Origin of the sequence: Paenibacillus sp. DCT19 (genome assembly GCF_003268635.1) — a bacterium.
In the GTDB taxonomy this organism is placed as follows: domain Bacteria; phylum Bacillota; class Bacilli; order Paenibacillales; family Paenibacillaceae; genus Paenibacillus.
In genome coordinates this window covers 4,162,900-4,179,944 of record NZ_CP029639.1, presented here as the reverse complement: position 1 = coordinate 4,179,944, position 17,045 = coordinate 4,162,900, and the positions used below count along the sequence as shown (strand labels likewise).

Genomic DNA, 17,045 nt, shown 5'->3' with positions numbered 1-17,045 from the left:
CAGGAAATGCTTTGGGCAACGTAGAAATCCTTGTTCAAGACAGGGAGGAGAGTGAGCAAACGTGAACTTGCATGTGGAAATGGAACATCACCGCGGGATTCTGATTGTGCGACTATCGGGAGAACTGGATCATCACACTGCGGATATGGTACGGATGCAGATGGATGAAGCGATCCAGCGGAGACAATGCGAGCACTTGGTGCTCAGCCTGAAGGATCTGCAATTTATGGATAGCTCAGGCTTGGGTGTCATTTTGGGAAGATATAAGCTTATTAAGAATAAAGGCGGTAAGATGGTTGTGTGTGATGTTAATCCGCCAGTGTACCGTTTGCTGGAGATGTCGGGTTTGTTCAAGATCATGCCGATATACGAAAATGAGGGAACTGCTCTCTCGGGTCTGGAGGTCGTCTCATGAATGAAGGAACAGGGACAAATTTCATGAATCTGCAATTCGCGGCCAAGTCGGAGAACGAATCGTTCGCGCGTGTAACGGTTGCGGCCTTTATCTCGCAGCTTGATCCTACAATGGACGAGCTTAGCGATCTGAAGACCGTAGTCTCCGAAGCGGTAACCAACAGTATCATTCATGGGTATAACAACAACCCAGAAGGGGTTGTATCCATTCAGGCGGAGATCCGTGAAGACATGATTACGATCATTGTGGAAGACCGTGGTGAAGGTATTGAAGATCTCGACCTTGCCAAGCAGCCGTTGTATACATCCAAACCCGAACTTGAGCGCTCGGGCATGGGCTTTACGATTATGGAAAACTTCATGGATGAATTCGAAGTCAGCAGTGAGCCCGGCAGAGGCACCTCCATCAAGATGAAGAAAAGGATTGAATCCAAGAAAGCATTGTATAATTAGGGGTTGGTCTTATGGATGCTGAAGTGAAACCATCTTCACAGACCTATTTGGATGATGCCGAGGTCAAACGATTGATTGCGCTCAGTCAATCGGGTGACCATGATGCACGAGATACGCTGGTAAACTGCAACATCAGACTTGTCTGGTCTGTCGTACAGCGTTTTATGAACAGAGGTTATGAACCAGAGGATCTGTTCCAAATCGGCTGTATCGGACTACTCAAGTCGGTGGACAAATTCGATCTCAGCTATGATGTGAAATTTTCGACCTACGCTGTACCGATGATTATCGGAGAAATTCAGCGTTTCCTGCGGGACGATGGCACACTTAAGGTCAGTCGCTCACTTAAGGAGATGGCGAATAAAGTTCGCAAAAAAAGAGATGAATTGTCCAAACATCTTGATCGTCTGCCAACGATTAAGGAAGTGGCTGAACAACTGGGGGTAACCCCAGAGGAAGTTGTATTTGCTCAAGAAGCCAACAAACCGCCCACGTCGATCCATGAGACGGTGTTCGAGAATGATGGTGATCCGATTACGCTAATGGATCAAATTGCTGACGAAACACAGGAACGTTGGTTTGACAAGCTGGCTTTGAACGAAGCTATCGGTGGTCTGAGTGAACGAGAACGGCTAATCGTATACCTTCGGTATTACCGGGATCAGACACAGTCTGAGGTTGCCAGCAGACTTGGGATATCTCAAGTTCAGGTATCCCGGCTGGAGAAAAAGATCCTGCAATCCATCCGCGATCAGATCGCACAATGATTGGTGTTTGGATGAGCTACATGATGATGTGAAACGTGGTTTGTCACCAATATACGACAACTAACAACCTTCTTTCGCGCGTTATAATGCGAAGAAGGTTATTTGTTGTTGATAAAGTTATTTCAATTCTATTTTTATTTAGAATATAATTAAATGTAAAATATATGAACTAGTAGTAAAATTGAAAAAATGAAAAGTGATGGATTTTTGCTACGGATAATGTTTTTTTGCAATCAGAAATAGAAGATATTCATTTTTTTTAGTACATTCAACAAGGAGAAACTTATGTTCAATAGGAAAATGATCATTTCGCTTTTTGTAGTAGCGTTGCTTGCTATTACGACTGGAATTTCAATTTTATTGTCTACTAATCTATTTTCCAAAGAGATCAATCTGAGTAAAGAAGCTTTCATTTTAACTACAGATGAATCTATAGAATCCTCAACAACTATTAATATTAGAGGAACCTTACACAATCCACTTCTTAAAGCACCTCACTTCGAGGGTGAGATCGAGATTGAAAGTTTAGATTTTACAATGAATAACTCAGTGGTCATGTTAGTTCAGGAAAAAGCAAAGGGAGTAAACTATTCTCCGTTTTTTTATGGTCAAACTTTTGAACAAGGTAACGTATTAATGTTCTTTACAGACGGTTATTCGGAAATAAACTTGCTTATGAGAGATGTCAAGTTAAGCAATGATACAATTGATGTCATTCAAGTTGTAGCACCAGCTACGGATGAAGTTTCAGCACAATCTGTACTTGAACGTATGCAAGCGTTATACCCTGATATGCCTGCTTCGAAGGATTTAGACAACCCATAAAAAGAGTAAGTGCACTGTATTGAACAAGCCGCAAAATCTGTAGCGGCTTGTTTTTTTGTACTTAAAGCCGAAATGGTGATATTAATGCAGGTAACTTCTGTTCGCCATCCTTCTGTTCAATAGTTAATAGAATGGTGAGAAAGTAAGGTTTTAGACAGCGATTTTTCGAGCCTTCAAAAGTTAGCATAATGGAAGTTTATGCTGGGTGGTCGAGAGGTGCTTCTTGCTTTTCTTTGTACATTTGCATCAAAATTACAAGGGTAACAATACATGCCGTGCCTAACCATTGAAATAGTCCAAAGGGTTCCTGCAGCCAAATTACTGTTGTGGCAACCGCAGCTAGTGGTTCTGCACTTCCGAGTAAGCTGGTTTCTTTAGCTGAGAGACTTTGCAAACTTTCGACATAGAACCAAAAAGCGATCATGGTTCCAAAAACAATAGTAAATATAAGATACCCGTACGCTTCGAGGGGCACGCTCGTGAATTCGAATTTCCAAGGTGGATGAATGAAACTAAGGGCAGTTCCGCCAATTATCATGGCCCAACCGACGATTACCAGTGAATCGAACTGGCGAATTAATTTTGCAGCATACAACGTATAAAAGGCAGCGGAAACACCCGATAAAAGTCCCCAAATGATAGCAATGAAGGGTACGGACAACTGGGAAATGGAACCATTAGTTAACAGAAGATAACAGCCGCCAAGAGCCAAACTAATGGATATCAGATCTTTGGAGCCCAGTACCGCCTGTTTACGCCAGATCAGGTAGAGCATGATCATAACCGGGGAGAGATATTGCAAAAGAGTAGCAACAGCAGAATTACCATGTTGAATGGAGGCCATGTACGTATACTGTACAGCGAGCATTCCGAACAGACCAAAAATAATTAATTGGAAGGCTGTAGCTTTGTTTCTCCATATGTCTAGAATTTGTGAGCGCTTAGGTCTGAAATATTGAACGGTTAGAAGCAGAAGGCCTGCAATTAACAATCGAACAGTAACAAACCAGTTGACCTCGATGCCATAATGCTGAAACAGCTTTTGTGATACGGTTCCGCCAACTCCCCAACAGATCGCTCCGGTCAAAACCAAAAACAATCCTTTTTTTCTTGAATTCAAATGTACAACCGATTTTTTGCTCATGTAATAACACCTTCGTCCTAAAATATAAGAATAGTGTTATATTAGGATGGAATAGTATATATTAATATCAATATTAGATAGAAAAATATAAATATATTGAGGATGTATGTTGAGCATGGTGGACAAAACCGAATTTCATATCGATCAAAATTTGAAAGAACTGACAGAGCATCGCACCGTTTCGTTGCCAATCGCTTGTTATGAAACGACAATTATTCATAATGTACATGGTCATATACCGCTTCACTGGCATGATGAACTACAGTTTGTTTATGTGATGCAGGGGGAGGCACTCTTTCGAGTAAATCAGGAGGAGATTGTTGTGCCCAAAGGCAATGGAATATTTATTAATAGTGGCTCCATGCACATGGCGGAGGACATTGGGGAGAGGAATGTGTGCAAATATATATGCTTGAATCTTAGTCCGCAATTTATTCTGCCGGCAGAGCTATATATGAAATTTGTACACCCTTATGTTACGGCGACCAATGTACCCTATTTGTTGATACGAGGGGATCAGAGCTGGGGAGTCAAGATCCTTGAAGCCATTCAAGTTATAAAGCAGAACCTGCGAGATCAACCTCTACACTATGAATTAGATATCTCTGCTCAACTACTCACCATCTGGAAACAGTTTATTTCAAACGGATGTTTACTGGAGTACGATCCGAACGAGATGACACGTAATCTGCGCATGAAAGGTATGCTGGAATGGATTCATCTACATTATGCTGAACCGATCAAGCTAGAGGATATTGCAAAGGCAGGACAATTGAGTCGTTCAGAGACCTGTCGTTATTTCAAACAGATGTTACGAACCACGCCGATTCATTATGTGATGGATTATCGTATCCGGAAGAGTTTAGAATTACTTCAGCTTCCCGAAATGAGTATAACCGAAATTGCATATCAGGTTGGATTTAACAGCACAAGCTATTACATTAATCAATTCGGCAAAATAATGAAAACAACCCCTTTGAAATTCAGGAGGGAGATGGTGATAAAGAGCCGAGCAGAGGTGAATAACTAAGAATAATGGGCATAAGCCCCAAATTCATTTTCATGGTAGTGCTCTTCATTTCACAGCTTTACGGCTCATACTGACACATCCTTTGTTTACACCACTCAAAAAAATATAATTATTATTCTAAAATTCGTCGCCAATAGGGTGACCTTTTTTATTTTTAGTCCGATTCCCCTCTCCTACTCAATAAAATTCTTTCAAACGTCCTGAAAAGGGTGATCAGCAAGGCTCCAGCCTTCGCGCAACAGCGCAACACATTCAATATCCTTTCCAATACCCACACCTAGCAAATTTCTTGCAGCTGTTTGGACAAATGGGAGCTGATGCAGCGGAGGGATGGAATTGGTTAAAGGAGCGGAGCGTTCGCCTTTAGCACTGGATTTCCTCCTTGCAAAGGAGAGTTCAAGAAATCCGGGGATAACAGCGACCGGCAACCAATCCATCCCGCAGCCTCCGCCAAGCTCCTGATCTTTTTCCAACCCCCATGTAATAAATTTGCACATTCTTCAAATACTAACCTAAATTACGCAGTAAAGGAGTGTTTCGGATGTCCCTGACACCCACTCCAATGGTCTACATTCGTTTGCGCAGTCGTGTCCGCATCCAGCGTGGAAAAGAAGTCAGACTTCGGGATATCGCCCATGTACTGACCTCTTCAGAAGAACAGGAGCGAAGGCTGATTGAACTTGAACTGCTGCGCCCTGGACCGGAAGACGGCAATCTGATTCTCATTGATATTCTGCAGATTATTCCCCAGATCCGAGGTGTACTGCCAGATGTCAGTGTCGAGTTAATCGGCTCTGGACATACGCTGGTTGAGGTCGTCGAGGGGAATGGCAAACCGTCCAAATCGTTGTTTATTCTCGTATGGCTGCTGCTTTTTTTGGCTCAGCATTAACCATCATGAATTTTCATGCTGACGTGAGTATGCAGGAGGTTCAAATACGAATTGTAGAGATGATTACAGGCCGCCGAGATGAGCATCCCTATTTATTTCAGGTGGCGTATTCCATCGGGATTGGATTCGGTATGGCTGTGTTCTTCAATCACTTATTCAAGAAGAAGTGGAATGAAGAACCGACACCTCTTGAAGTGGAAATGTTTTTATATCAGCAGAATGTCGACCAATATGTCGTTATTCAGGAAACCGAGCGAATGCATGACCAGGAACACGGGGAGATGAGTGCAGATGAGCGTTCTTAATGGAGCGATTAGCATTGTACTCGGCATTGCTGGGGGAATCGCAGTAGGAAGTGGTGTGATTGCACTTATCTTGGTACTGGATATGATTCCACGGCTGGCTCAATTGACCCAATCGTATGACAAAACACATTGGTATGAAGGTGCACTCATTGGAGGTTCGTTAGTAGGCACAGTTGCGGATTTCTGGCACTGGAAAATACATGGAGTGCTATTACTAAGTCCAATCATTGGACTGTTCTGCGGTGTGTTTATCGGTTTGCTTGCCGCCGCATTGACAGAAGTGTTAAACGTATTGCCTGTACTTGCCAAAAGGCTAGGAATGAAGCCGTATTTATTCGGATTGCTGCTGGCTATGATTCTGGGGAAGATGACAGGTTCGTTATTTGATTTTTTTGTATACCAGCGTTAGAGAGTAATGCTTGAAGGAGGATGGACATGGACGTGAGATCAGATCACGGTGAACAGGAGCATGGTGAAGGTGTTCCCGCAGAGTTAATGAATAAGACACCGTATGAGATTCAGAAGGAAGAAGAAGAGAAGGCGTATCAGAAGAAAAAACAAAATGAGATGTCTGATAGTGTTGAAGAATCCGTGCAATACTGGCAGGATAATGATGAAATCTCTCCGCGCATGAGTGACAATAAAAATACAATGAAACAAATTTTGGGGCTCGGGGAGTCCTTCGACGTGGATCTGCGTGAAATGGTTTTGGGAGGCAAACATGTTGGAATACTGCTGTTGACCGGGTTTGCCAAAGACGAGATTTTACTTGAAGTGTTAAAAAGATTAACCTATCTCACTCCGGATCAAGTGTCAGAGCACGCGCTAAAATCTTACTTTGAATGCTACATTCCTCATATTCAGGTGGAAAAAGTAGATAGCATGAGCGCTGTAATTAAAAAGGTGCTTATGGGTATGAGTGCGATGTTTGTTGAAGGAGATCGCTCTGTGCTCATTATGGATACCCGGAGTTACCCGGTTCGATCGCCGGAAGAACCTTCCTTGGAGCGGGTAGTAAGGGGTTCGAGAGACGGATTTACAGAGACGCTTCTGACCAATGTGGCCTTAGTTCGGCGGAGGATTCGCGACCCTGGATTAAAGTTCGAGCTAATGCAGGTGGGTCGCAGAACTCAAACGGATGTATGTGTAGTGTACATTGATGATATCGTCGACAAGGTTCAAGTGGATTCTGTCCGGGAAAAAATAAAAAGGGTCGATATCGATGGTATCCCGGCTGCCGATAAGCAGTTGGAGGAAGCGATCATCAACAAAGGGTGGAATCCCTTCCCACTCGTGCGATACTCGGAAAGACCGGATGTTACAGCATCTCATCTGCTTGAGGGCAGAGTCGTTATTTTTGTAGATACCTCGCCAAGTGTGATGATCTTGCCAACGACCTTTTTTGATCTATGCGAGCATGCAGAAGAAAATAGGCAAACGGCCTTCATGGGAACCTACCTGCGGTGGGTAAGGTTTGCAGGTATTTTAATCTCTCTGTTTGTACTTCCTTTGTGGCTGCTCATGGTTATTGATCCTGCCATCAAACCGATGGGATTTGATTTTATCGGTCCACAGGAGAATGTTAAACTTCCGCTTATTCTTCAGTTTCTGCTGATAGAACTTGGGGTCGATCTCTTACGGATGGCAGCGGTGCATACGCCTACACCACTTGCTTCAGCGATGGGCTTGATTGCGGCTATTCTCGTTGGGGATATCGCTGTCAAAACAGGATATTTCGTCAATGAGGTCGTGCTGTACATGGCCATTGCTGCAATAGGGATGTTTGCAACGCCGAGTTATGAGCTTGGACTAGCCAACCGCTTGGTACGGCTGTTCCTTCTGATTGCGGTGGCTATCTTTAAAGTACCCGGGTTCGTGGTGGGTACCACCCTATTGGTTATTGCACTGACGATCCATCGTTCGTACAATTCATCTTATCTGTGGCCGTTTATACCGTTTAATGCAAAGGCACTTGGTAACTTTTTATTCCGACTGCCATTGCTTGAAAGTAAAAAACGTCCATCGTTCAACAAAACTCGTGATAATACCAAAATGCCTGATGATCCAGACGGAGAATCACGAAAAAGTAAAAAACACAAATGATCTGCTGAAAAATCCATTCTTCTTAGTGCCTAATTTGGTATACTGGTGTAAAATCATTGGAATAGCTTAAATTCCAGTATATAAAGTGAGGAATGCAGATTATGTATTTACATGGTACAAGTAAAATAAATGCACAAGGACATCTAGAAATTGGTGGAGTAGACGCAACAGATTTGAAAGAACAGTTTGGCACACCGCTGTATGTGGTGGACGAGCAATTAGTGCGTGATCGTTGCAGAGAATATATGGATGCATTCCGAGCTTCGGGTCTGGGCTTCCAGGTTGCATATGCAAGTAAAGCATTCTGCGTAATGGCAATGTGTGCTCTGGCTGCAGAAGAAGGACTTTCCCTAGACGTTGTATCTGATGGTGAGTTGTTCACAGCATTGCAAGCAGGATTCCCTGCTGAACGTATTCACTTCCACGGCAACAACAAAACGCTTGAAGAAATCGAGATGGCACTGGATGCAGAGATCGGTTGCTTCGTAGTAGATAACTTTAATGAACTTCACTTGCTACAAGCTGTGGCTGCGGACAAAAACCGCAAAGTTAACATCTTGCTGCGCGTAACGCCTGGTGTTGAGGCGCATACACATGAATATATCTCCACAGGACAGACTGATTCGAAATTCGGTTTCGATATCGGTAACGGAACGGCGTTCGAAGCAATCGAACTGGCATCCAAACAACCGAACCTGGTTCTGCTCGGCGTTCACTCTCACATTGGTTCCCAAATCTTTGAGGTTGAAGGATTCCAGATGGCTGTTCAGCGTGTTGCTGAATTTGCGGCAAGTGTGTATGAGCGTCTGAATGTTGCATTCAAAGTGGTTAACCTTGGCGGAGGATTCGGAATCCGTTATATCGATGGAGATACACCGCTTGAAGTTTCACAATACGTGAAGGCTATTACAGATGCGGTTAAAAATCACTTTGCTACAATCGGTTATGATGTACCTGAGATCTGGGTTGAGCCAGGTCGCAGTATCGTTGGTGAAGCTGGAACCACATTATACACAGTAGGTACGAGCAAAGACATCCCAGGCGTACGTAAATACGTTGCTGTAGATGGTGGAATGACGGATAACCCACGTCCTGCGCTCTATGAGTCCAAGTATGAGGCGGTGCTTGCAAACCGTGCTAACGAAGCCGTTCAAGAGACCGTTTCAGTTGCGGGTAAATGCTGCGAGAGTGGCGACATGTTGATCTGGGATCTGGAATTGCCAAAAGTACAAAGCGGTGACTTGCTTGCCGTAGCGTGCACAGGGCATACAACTATTCCATGGCGAGTAACTACAACCGGATTCGTCGTCCAGCGGTTGTATTTGTCAAAGACGGTCAAGGTGATGTAGTCGTTCGTCGTGAGACATATCAGGACATCATTCAGAATGACTTGGTACCTGAGCGTATCGCTAAACAGCCAGTAACTCGCTAATCTCATTAGATAGCGTGGACGGCAGTACAGTAGCTTCGTAAATCAGTAACTTATTTAGGAAGAAGGCAAAGGAGCGTTGCTCTTTTGCCTTCTTTTTAATGTTATATCAGCAAAAATGCAACATGTAGATAAGGGCGAGCAGGGCAGATATCACCTTTATTTAGCCGTATTGTGCGAAAAAAGTTGCTGATTATTTTGCGGTTGAACGCATTTCGGTGTACACTATGAAAAGTGCTATTAAGCTTGGCCTAGGGTCATATGCTTCTAGCACCACTAATGATGGTCAATACGAAAGGAGTCATTTACATATGGCGAAACAAGCGAAAATCAAAATGGCAAACGGCGGAGAAGTTCTGATCGACCTGTTCGATCAAGAAGCTCCAAACACAGTAGCGAACTTTGAGAAACTGGCAAACTCCGGCTTCTACAATGGTTTGACTTTCCACCGTGTTATCCCTGGCTTCGTAGCTCAAGGTGGCTGCCCAACAGGAAATGGTACTGGTGGTCCTGGCTACACAATCAACTGTGAAATTAACCCGAACAAACATGAGCGTGGAACATTGGCTATGGCGCATGCTGGCCGTAACACAGGTGGAAGCCAGTTCTACATCTGCTATCAACCACAACCACATTTGGATGGACAACATACTGTATTTGGTAAAGTGACCAAAGGTATGGAATTCGTTGACGCTTTCGAAGGAAGCGACAAAATGGAAACTGTTGAAGTTGTTGAAGCGTAAGTCGTACGAAATCAATAATGTTTTTCAGGAAACCTTTGGTGCTTCTGTTGAAGAAGCACTAAAGGTTTTTTTTGCATTCTTCGCTTATTAAAAGTTAGTATGTGACAAAAAGGAACAAAAAACAATTGATTTTTTGACGTTAAAGTGCTAACATCCAATTAATAACGCAACAATCCTTCGGGGAGGGTGAGATTCCCTACCGGCGGTGATGCACATGTTCATGTAATCAATTATGGGGATGTGCAAAGTCCGTGACCTGTCTGCTGATGCAGATGGCTGATCTGGTGCAATTCCAGAACCGACAGTATAGTCTGGATGGGAGAAGGAGAGAGTGCAGCTTCTGGCTGCATTTGCAGATGTATTGGTGTACAGTTGGGTTATACAGCTGTACATGGAGATAACGGGTATTCCCATTCGCTCCATACATAGGTTATGTCTTAGAAGCGCTTTACCTAGAATGAATTTCATTAGGGTATGTGTTTGTTTTCACTTACCTGGATCGAATCAAGGTAGTGATTCTGTGCGCTAGATGACCAATGTATCAATGCTGTCTTGCGACGACGCTTTGTCTCTCTTCTCCCCATCGAACGGAATGTTCGACGGGGATTTTTTTATTTTCATAACAGAATTCTTAAATATTCCATAGTGAAATTTGAAAAGATTTTATGATGAGGATGCACAGCATTTTCTCCAGTAGGAGAGGATATTAACAAAATAGATTAGACCGTGGGGTGACGGACTTGGAAATGATCAATGATGAATTTTATATGGGACTCGCATTGGATATGGCAGAACGGGCACAGGGACAGACTGGTATTAATCCCGTTGTAGGTTGTGTTGTGGTTAAAGAAGGCCGTGTAGTGGGGCTGGGATCACATCTGAAACGTGGTACTGGTCATGCCGAGGTACACGCATTAAACATGGCGGGCAGTGATGCCGAAGGAAGTACGGTATATGTTACTCTGGAGCCTTGTAGCCACTATGGCAAAACACCTCCATGTAGCGAGCGTCTGATCCATGAAAAGGTTAAGCGCGTAGTGGTGTGTTGTGAAGACCCTAATCCCCAAGTATCGGGCAGAGGAATCAGCATGCTTCGACAACAAGGAATTGAAGTTGAGGTTGGCATATTACGCGAACGTGGAAGACGCCTTAACGAAAAATTCATTAAGTACATCACCACAGGTTTACCGTTTGTGACCCTCAAAACGGCTTCAACGTTAGATGGCAAGATTGCTACTCGCAGTGGAGATAGTAAATGGATTTCTAATGAGCCTGCTCGCGAGATTGTGCATGCCCTTCGTCATCGTCACCAAGGAATTATGGTTGGTGTTGAGACGGTCATTGCGGACAATCCTGAATTGACGACTCGATTGCAAGTGGAGGGCATCCATCCGGTGCGAATCGTAGTGGATTCCAAGCTACGCCTGCCTGTAGGCTCGAAAATGGTCAAGGATGGCATTGCACCAACCTGGGTACTGACAACAGACGAAGCGAGCCCGGAAGCGGCTGAGCGTCTTGAGGCATATGGTGTAGAGGTTATCCGCTGTGGACCAGGGCCACGAGTTGATCTGCTCAATGCTCTCAGCAAGCTGGGTGAACGTGAGATTGGATCTATTTTGCTCGAAGGTGGAGGTACGTTGAACGGCGCCATGCTAGAGGCTAGACTCGTGGATCGTATGCTCATGTTCATCGCTCCCAAAATCGTGGGTGGTTATGATACGCCGGGAAGTTTCCGGTTTGAAGGAGTTGAGCGTATGAGTCAGGCGATTCAATTGAATCAACTCGAAATCGAGCAAGTTGGAGATAATATTAGCATTGGCGGTATTCCGGTCTGGCCAGAGTAAGGGAGATCGATTAAGCGTGAGTGCTAAGAAGTTGTACAAAAAGGAGGCGGTAGCATGTTTACCGGTTTAGTAGAAGAAGTCGGTCACATTCGACGCATTGGTCGAAAAGGCGAAGCATTGGTGCTGAACATCGGAGCTTCCGCCATCATGGATGATATGAAAATTGGCGATAGCGTTTCAGTAAATGGAGTATGTCTAACGGCAACAACGCTCGAAGGCGATGGTTTTACCGCTGACGTAATGCCGGAAACGTATCGACATACAAACTTGAACCATCTGCAATCTGGAAGCAAAGTGAACCTAGAGCGAGCCATGTTATCTGGTGGCCGGTTTGGTGGACATATTGTGCAAGGGCATGTGGATGGCACGGGTGTAATCGGCAGTATTACACGTGATCAGAATGCGGTTGTTTTCGAAATTAAACCGGATGATAACGATCTCTTCAGATACTTGATTCCAAAAGGTTCTGTTACCTTGGACGGCATTAGTCTTACCGTTGTGAACACCTCTTCTGGATCATTCACGGTCTCCATTATTCCTCACACAATCGGAGAGACTGTGCTGAATTTTAAGAAAACTGGAGATACCATCAATATTGAATGTGACATCTTGGGTAAATATGTAGATCATTTGCTTCAATATGGAAGGGGTCACTCCAGCTCGACAGAAACAAAACCTAAAAGGTTAAGTGAAGAGTTTCTAGCTAATCACGGCTTTGCGTAAAATATAGGTATGAATAATCTTTTTACACGAGAACGGAGAAGACAGATAAAAGAATTGGAGGGAGACGTATGACAGAGCAATCCATTCTCGATCCAATCGAGGAAGCCATCTATGATCTGATGCGAGGGAAACCCGTAATCGTTGTGGATGATGAAGACCGGGAAAATGAAGGTGATTTCATCGCTTTGGCAGATAAAGCTACGCCTGAAGTCATTAATTTCATGATCACCGAGGGTAGAGGTCTGGTCTGCGTACCGATTACACAACAACGTGCGGACGAACTTAACCTCAAACCAATGGTTCAGCAAAACACGGACTTTCATGGAACGGCATTCACCGTGTCAGTTGATCACAAAGATACAACAACCGGCATTTCTGCGTTTGAACGTTCCGTTACGGTGAAAGGCTTAATAGATCCTGATGCGAAAAGTACGGATTTCCGCAAACCGGGTCACATGTTCCCGCTCATCGCCAAAGAAGGCGGGGTACTGCGTCGTGCTGGACACACGGAAGCTGCGGTTGATCTGGCAATCATGTGTGGTTCATACCCTGCAGGCGTGATCTGTGAGGTAATTAAGGAAGATGGTACGATGGCGAGATTGCCTGATCTACAGGAAATCGCGCGTAAACATGATCTGAAGCTAATCAGCATTCAGGACATGATTCGGTACCGGAATGAGAAGGAACAGCTGGTACAGCGCGAGGTGGCTGTGCGGATGCCGACGGATTTTGGTGAATTCCAGGCAGTTGCATACACCAATGCGGTGGATAATAAGGAACATGTAGCCCTTGTTAAGGGGAGATTGACGGTTCCAAGCCTGTATTGGTACGCGTACACTCCGAATGCCTTACAGGGGATGTATTCCACTCTCATCGCTGTGACTGTGGGCCTCAATTCGATGCGGCGCTCAGACAGATTGATGAAGAGGGCAATGGCATTCTACTCTATATGAGGCAGGAAGGTCGAGGCATTGGACTAATTAATAAGCTCAAAGCCTATAAGTTGCAAGAAGAAGGGTTAGACACAGTCGATGCCAACCTGAAGCTTGGGTTCGCTGCGGATCTTCGTGATTATGGAATAGGAGCTCAGATCCTCAAAGACCTTGGGGTTCGCCAGATTCGATTGTTGACCAATAATCCACGCAAGATCAAAGGCTTAGAAGGATACGGCCTAGAAGTGGTTGAACGGGTACCGATTCAGATGCAAGAAAATGAGGATAATACGCTGTACCTGCATACGAAACAAGCGAAGCTGGGACACATGCTGAAGTTTGACGATATCGAGCAAAATGAAAAATAATTGAACTTCGATTCATATGTAATTTGTGGAAGAAAAAATTAATAAGTTATCTCGGTTATATCTCATACTAATTATAGGAGTTGACTAATAATGCCAAACTTTTTTGAAGGACATTTAGTGTCAGAAGGATTAAAATATGGAGTAGTGGTAGGACGTTTCAACGAATTTATTACGAGTAAATTGCTTAGCGGTGCACTTGATGCTTTCAAACGCCATGGCGTGCAAGACAATGAAGTAGATGTGGCGTGGGTTCCAGGAGCCTTTGAAATCCCGCTTATTGCACAAAAAATGGCCGAGAGTGGCAAGTATGATGCGGTTATCACTTTAGGAACAGTCATTCGTGGATCAACAACTCATTACGATTATGTATGTAATGAAATGGCAAAAGGTGTTGCAGCAATTAACCTCAAAACAGGCGTGCCAACGATCTTTGGTCTCGTTACTACAGAGAACATTGAGCAAGCTATTGAACGCGCTGGAACGAAGGCGGGCAACAAAGGTTGGGATGCGGCTACGGCAGCAATTGAAATGGCGAACTTGACGAAACAGCTAAAATAGTGCTTATTTAATGTAGTGCCCTGCTCTGCGCAGACGAAAACGGGAGACCGAATTCGGCGGCTTAGCAGGGTTTTGTATTTTTCTGGCGGGAGGATTCGTCTAGTGACGGTAGTTACATACAAACTGGAGACTTTTGAAGGGCCTTTGGATCTGCTGCTTCACTTGATCGACAAGGCAGAGATTCAAATCCAGGATATTCCCATCAGCGATATTACCGATCAATATATGGCGTATCTGCATTCGATGCAAGAATTGGAGCTTGATATTACAAGTGAATTTCTCGTAATGGCTGCAACACTTTTGTCAATCAAAAGCAAGCTATTACTGCCCAAGCCACCGGTAATTGAGGATTTTGAGGATTATGATTATATCGAAGATGAAGATTATGATCCACGTGCTGAACTGATTGCACGTCTGATTGAATATCGCAAGTACAAAGGAATTGCACGACATTTGCATGAGCGAGAGTGGGAGCGCAGCCTCATTTTCTCCAAGGAGCCTGAAGATCTTAGACCTTATATGCCTGTGGAGACACAATCGAATCCGGTACAGGGTCTTCATACCTCGGATCTCATCGCTGCTTTTCAGAAGGCGTTACGTAAGGCTGAGAAGAGAACGACTGTTGCTCGTATTCAACGCGATGAAATATCGGTTAAGGATCGTATTCGTGATGTTGTGGGTGCTCTGGAGCGTGTAGGGCCAGGAGGTAAGTTGTTGTTTTCGAAGCTGTTAGATGATCAGATCTATCGGCATGAAATCGTCGTTACCTTTCTTGCGATCTTGGAGCTTATGAAGATGAAGCAGATCGTCTGTTATCAGGAACGGATGTTTGAGGATATTGTTATGGAGTGGAGAGGGGAAGCAAGGAATCATGGATTTTCCGAAATTGAAGTCGATTATTGAAGGCCTGCTGTTTTTGTCCGGAGAAGAAGGTCTGAGTATCAAACAAATTGCCGAAATTGTAGATCAACAACCGGAACGGGTGTCTGATGCGGTGGAGGAAATGGTCGCTGATTTTGCAAATCAGGGAAGAGGGGTTCAGATTCTCAAACTGGCAGGTGTAGTGCAGCTCGGTACATTGCCGGAACATGCCTCTTATTTTGAGAAGCTTGCCTATTCTCCAGCGCGTACTTCGTTATCTCAGGCAGCCCTGGAGACGCTTGCGATCGTGGCATATCGTCAGCCGATTACTCGGGTGGAGATTGAAGAGATTCGCGGCGTGAAGTCTGAACGTGCCATTCATACGTTAGTGAACAAGGATTTGATTCATGAAGTGGGACGAGCAGAGGCTATTGGACGTCCCATCCTGTATGGGACAACCAAGTCATTCTTGGATTATTTCGGACTTGCTACAATTAAGGATCTTCCTGAGCCGGGCTTATTCGAGGATACGGAGAACCTGGAGGAAGAGACGCAGCTCTTGTTCGATAAGCTGGATGGTCAGCAAGTAAACTTGGATATGAATGATCAGACGGATTCATTTGATGAGGTAATCGATAATAATGAATTAGACATTGCAGAGGACTTGGATGACGGAGATTACGAAAATAAGTAAATGATTGAACCGATGTTAACGTCTTACTCGAATATGTAGACCGATTCCTTTGTACATAAAGGTTTCGGTCTATTCGTGTTTTCTTGTCGCGGAAGAGGATAAAGCTTGGACTGTTTACGTTCAGCGGTTTTTCTATGAGCTATGAATTTTTTCCAATATATAGTGTCATACTAAACAGGAAAAGAATTGTAGCCTTGGAGGTAAGGCCTGTGTGGATTTGGCTTGGAGGAATCGGTTTGTTGTTCGTATTGCTGATTGTCGCAGTCCTCATCTCAAATGTTCATGTACATTTTACATTCCGTAAACATAAAAATGATGATTACGCCAATATTAATGTCCGACTTCTCTATGGGATTGTGCGAATGAACTATGAGATCCCTAGCATTGTTTTTCGCAATATGAAGGAAGGTTTTCTGGTCAAGACGGAGCAATCCATGAACCATTCCAGAGGGGAAACTCAGGGAAGTGAACGGGTTAACAAACGTAAAGTTAAGAAATGGGCGAAAGATGTAAAGGTAATGTTGCGGGCGACCGATGCGCTAAAGCTTTGGCTCAAGCAAACACTCACACATGTACATATGACTGGGCTCTCCTGGACTACCCATATCGGGATTGGCGATGCACCATACACAGCGGTACTGATCGGTTGGGTCTGGAGTATCAAGTCCATTATCATTGGTTATCTCACATATCAGATTCGTTTTGATCAAACACCCGTACTTCAGGTTATGCCGGTGTGGTCAGACGAAATGGAATTCAGAACAGAGCTTGATGGCAGAATAAAGATTCGGATGACAGCACTTTGTGTTGCTGGGATTACGCTGCTTACCCGTGTGCTTCAAGTTGAAGGTGGATGGCGCATGTGGTTCCGACTGTTACAGCAGCAACGGGACAGACGAAAGCATAAGCTCAAGGGACAACACAGTAAATCCCACGTTTAGCCACGGTTGTATTGTCCAA

At 44.2% G+C, this 17,045-nt stretch carries 16 protein-coding genes, 3 pseudogenes and 1 riboswitch; of the genes and pseudogenes, 17 read left to right on the top strand and 2 right to left on the bottom strand.

The genetic code is table 11. The annotated features are described in order from the left end of the window. Positions 1–61: 61 nt before the first annotated feature. From spoIIAA to DMB88_RS18925, 4 genes are all read left to right on the top strand, one after another. Positions 62–415, top strand: coding sequence for an anti-sigma F factor antagonist (gene spoIIAA / locus DMB88_RS18940; protein ID WP_036663380.1), 354 nt, complete (start codon positions 62–64; stop codon positions 413–415). Then, on the top strand, positions 412–867 hold the full coding sequence (spoIIAB, locus tag DMB88_RS18935) for an anti-sigma F factor (RefSeq protein ID WP_128102596.1): 456 nt from the start codon (positions 412–414) through the stop codon (positions 865–867). Before spoIIAA ends, spoIIAB begins: the two co-directional genes overlap by 4 nt. A gap of 11 nt (positions 868–878) precedes the next feature. Further along, complete coding sequence (gene sigF, locus DMB88_RS18930; RefSeq protein ID WP_128102595.1) at positions 879–1,634, top strand: RNA polymerase sporulation sigma factor SigF; 756 nt, start codon at positions 879–881, stop codon at positions 1,632–1,634. 285 nt (positions 1,635–1,919) lie between these two features. Then, complete coding sequence (locus DMB88_RS18925; protein WP_128102594.1) at positions 1,920–2,459, top strand: hypothetical protein; 540 nt, start codon at positions 1,920–1,922, stop codon at positions 2,457–2,459. Between the two features lie 196 nt (positions 2,460–2,655). Here DMB88_RS18925 and DMB88_RS18920 read toward each other — a convergent pair whose 3' ends face one another. After that, on the bottom strand, positions 2,656–3,603 hold the full coding sequence (locus DMB88_RS18920) for an EamA family transporter (protein WP_128102593.1): 948 nt from the start codon (positions 3,601–3,603) through the stop codon (positions 2,656–2,658). Between the two features lie 115 nt (positions 3,604–3,718). On the opposite strand from DMB88_RS18920, the gene DMB88_RS18915 reads away from it, so the two are divergent. Beyond that, complete coding sequence (locus tag DMB88_RS18915; protein WP_128102592.1) at positions 3,719–4,633, top strand: AraC family transcriptional regulator; 915 nt, start codon at positions 3,719–3,721, stop codon at positions 4,631–4,633. Positions 4,634–4,824: 191 nt separating this feature from the next. On the opposite strand, the gene DMB88_RS18910 is transcribed toward DMB88_RS18915, so the two are convergent. Then, positions 4,825–5,070, bottom strand: coding sequence for a hypothetical protein (locus DMB88_RS18910; RefSeq protein WP_128102591.1), 246 nt, complete (start codon positions 5,068–5,070; stop codon positions 4,825–4,827). A gap of 104 nt (positions 5,071–5,174) precedes the next feature. Here DMB88_RS18910 and DMB88_RS18905 point away from each other — a divergent pair. From DMB88_RS18905 to DMB88_RS18850, 12 genes and pseudogenes are all read left to right on the top strand, one after another. Next, positions 5,175–5,830: pseudogene (locus DMB88_RS18905) on the top strand (stage V sporulation protein AA). Continuing rightward, a complete protein-coding gene (locus DMB88_RS18900) occupies positions 5,817–6,239 on the top strand; it encodes a stage V sporulation protein AB (protein WP_128102590.1) in 423 nt (140 codons plus the stop codon). Before DMB88_RS18905 ends, DMB88_RS18900 begins: the two are co-directional and overlap by 14 nt. Positions 6,240–6,265: 26 nt before the next feature. Beyond that, positions 6,266–7,933, top strand: coding sequence for a spore germination protein (locus DMB88_RS18895; RefSeq protein WP_128102589.1), 1,668 nt, complete (start codon positions 6,266–6,268; stop codon positions 7,931–7,933). 101 nt (positions 7,934–8,034) lie between these two features. Beyond that, positions 8,035–9,365, top strand: a pseudogene (gene lysA, locus DMB88_RS18890) (diaminopimelate decarboxylase). Between the two features lie 308 nt (positions 9,366–9,673). Further along, positions 9,674–10,105 carry a peptidylprolyl isomerase gene (locus tag DMB88_RS18885; RefSeq protein WP_056696621.1) on the top strand — a complete coding sequence of 144 codons (432 nt, stop codon included), beginning with the start codon at positions 9,674–9,676 and terminating at the stop codon, positions 10,103–10,105. A 169-nt stretch (positions 10,106–10,274) separates the two neighbouring features. Beyond that, a riboswitch (FMN riboswitch) is annotated at positions 10,275–10,436 on the top strand. A gap of 409 nt (positions 10,437–10,845) precedes the next feature. Continuing rightward, positions 10,846–11,949, top strand: coding sequence for a bifunctional diaminohydroxyphosphoribosylaminopyrimidine deaminase/5-amino-6-(5-phosphoribosylamino)uracil reductase RibD (gene ribD, locus DMB88_RS18880; RefSeq protein ID WP_164848736.1), 1,104 nt, complete (start codon positions 10,846–10,848; stop codon positions 11,947–11,949). A gap of 54 nt (positions 11,950–12,003) precedes the next feature. Then, complete coding sequence (ribE, locus tag DMB88_RS18875; protein WP_128102588.1) at positions 12,004–12,672, top strand: riboflavin synthase; 669 nt, start codon at positions 12,004–12,006, stop codon at positions 12,670–12,672. A gap of 68 nt (positions 12,673–12,740) precedes the next feature. Continuing rightward, a pseudogene (locus tag DMB88_RS18870) lies at positions 12,741–13,972 on the top strand (bifunctional 3,4-dihydroxy-2-butanone-4-phosphate synthase/GTP cyclohydrolase II). A gap of 90 nt (positions 13,973–14,062) precedes the next feature. Next, the gene (ribE, locus tag DMB88_RS18865; protein WP_056696627.1) at positions 14,063–14,530 is read left to right on the top strand and encodes a 6,7-dimethyl-8-ribityllumazine synthase; all 468 of its coding nucleotides are present in this window, start codon (positions 14,063–14,065) and stop codon (positions 14,528–14,530) included. A 102-nt stretch (positions 14,531–14,632) separates the two neighbouring features. After that, the gene (locus DMB88_RS18860) at positions 14,633–15,433 is read left to right on the top strand and encodes a segregation and condensation protein A (protein ID WP_128102587.1); all 801 of its coding nucleotides are present in this window, start codon (positions 14,633–14,635) and stop codon (positions 15,431–15,433) included. Continuing rightward, positions 15,402–16,085, top strand: a complete 684-nt coding sequence (scpB, locus tag DMB88_RS18855) for an SMC-Scp complex subunit ScpB (protein ID WP_128102586.1) — start codon at positions 15,402–15,404, stop codon at positions 16,083–16,085. Before DMB88_RS18860 ends, scpB begins: the two co-directional genes overlap by 32 nt. A 209-nt stretch (positions 16,086–16,294) precedes the next feature. After that, positions 16,295–17,026, top strand: coding sequence for a DUF2953 domain-containing protein (locus DMB88_RS18850; protein ID WP_164848735.1), 732 nt, complete (start codon positions 16,295–16,297; stop codon positions 17,024–17,026). Positions 17,027–17,045 lie beyond the last annotated feature (19 nt).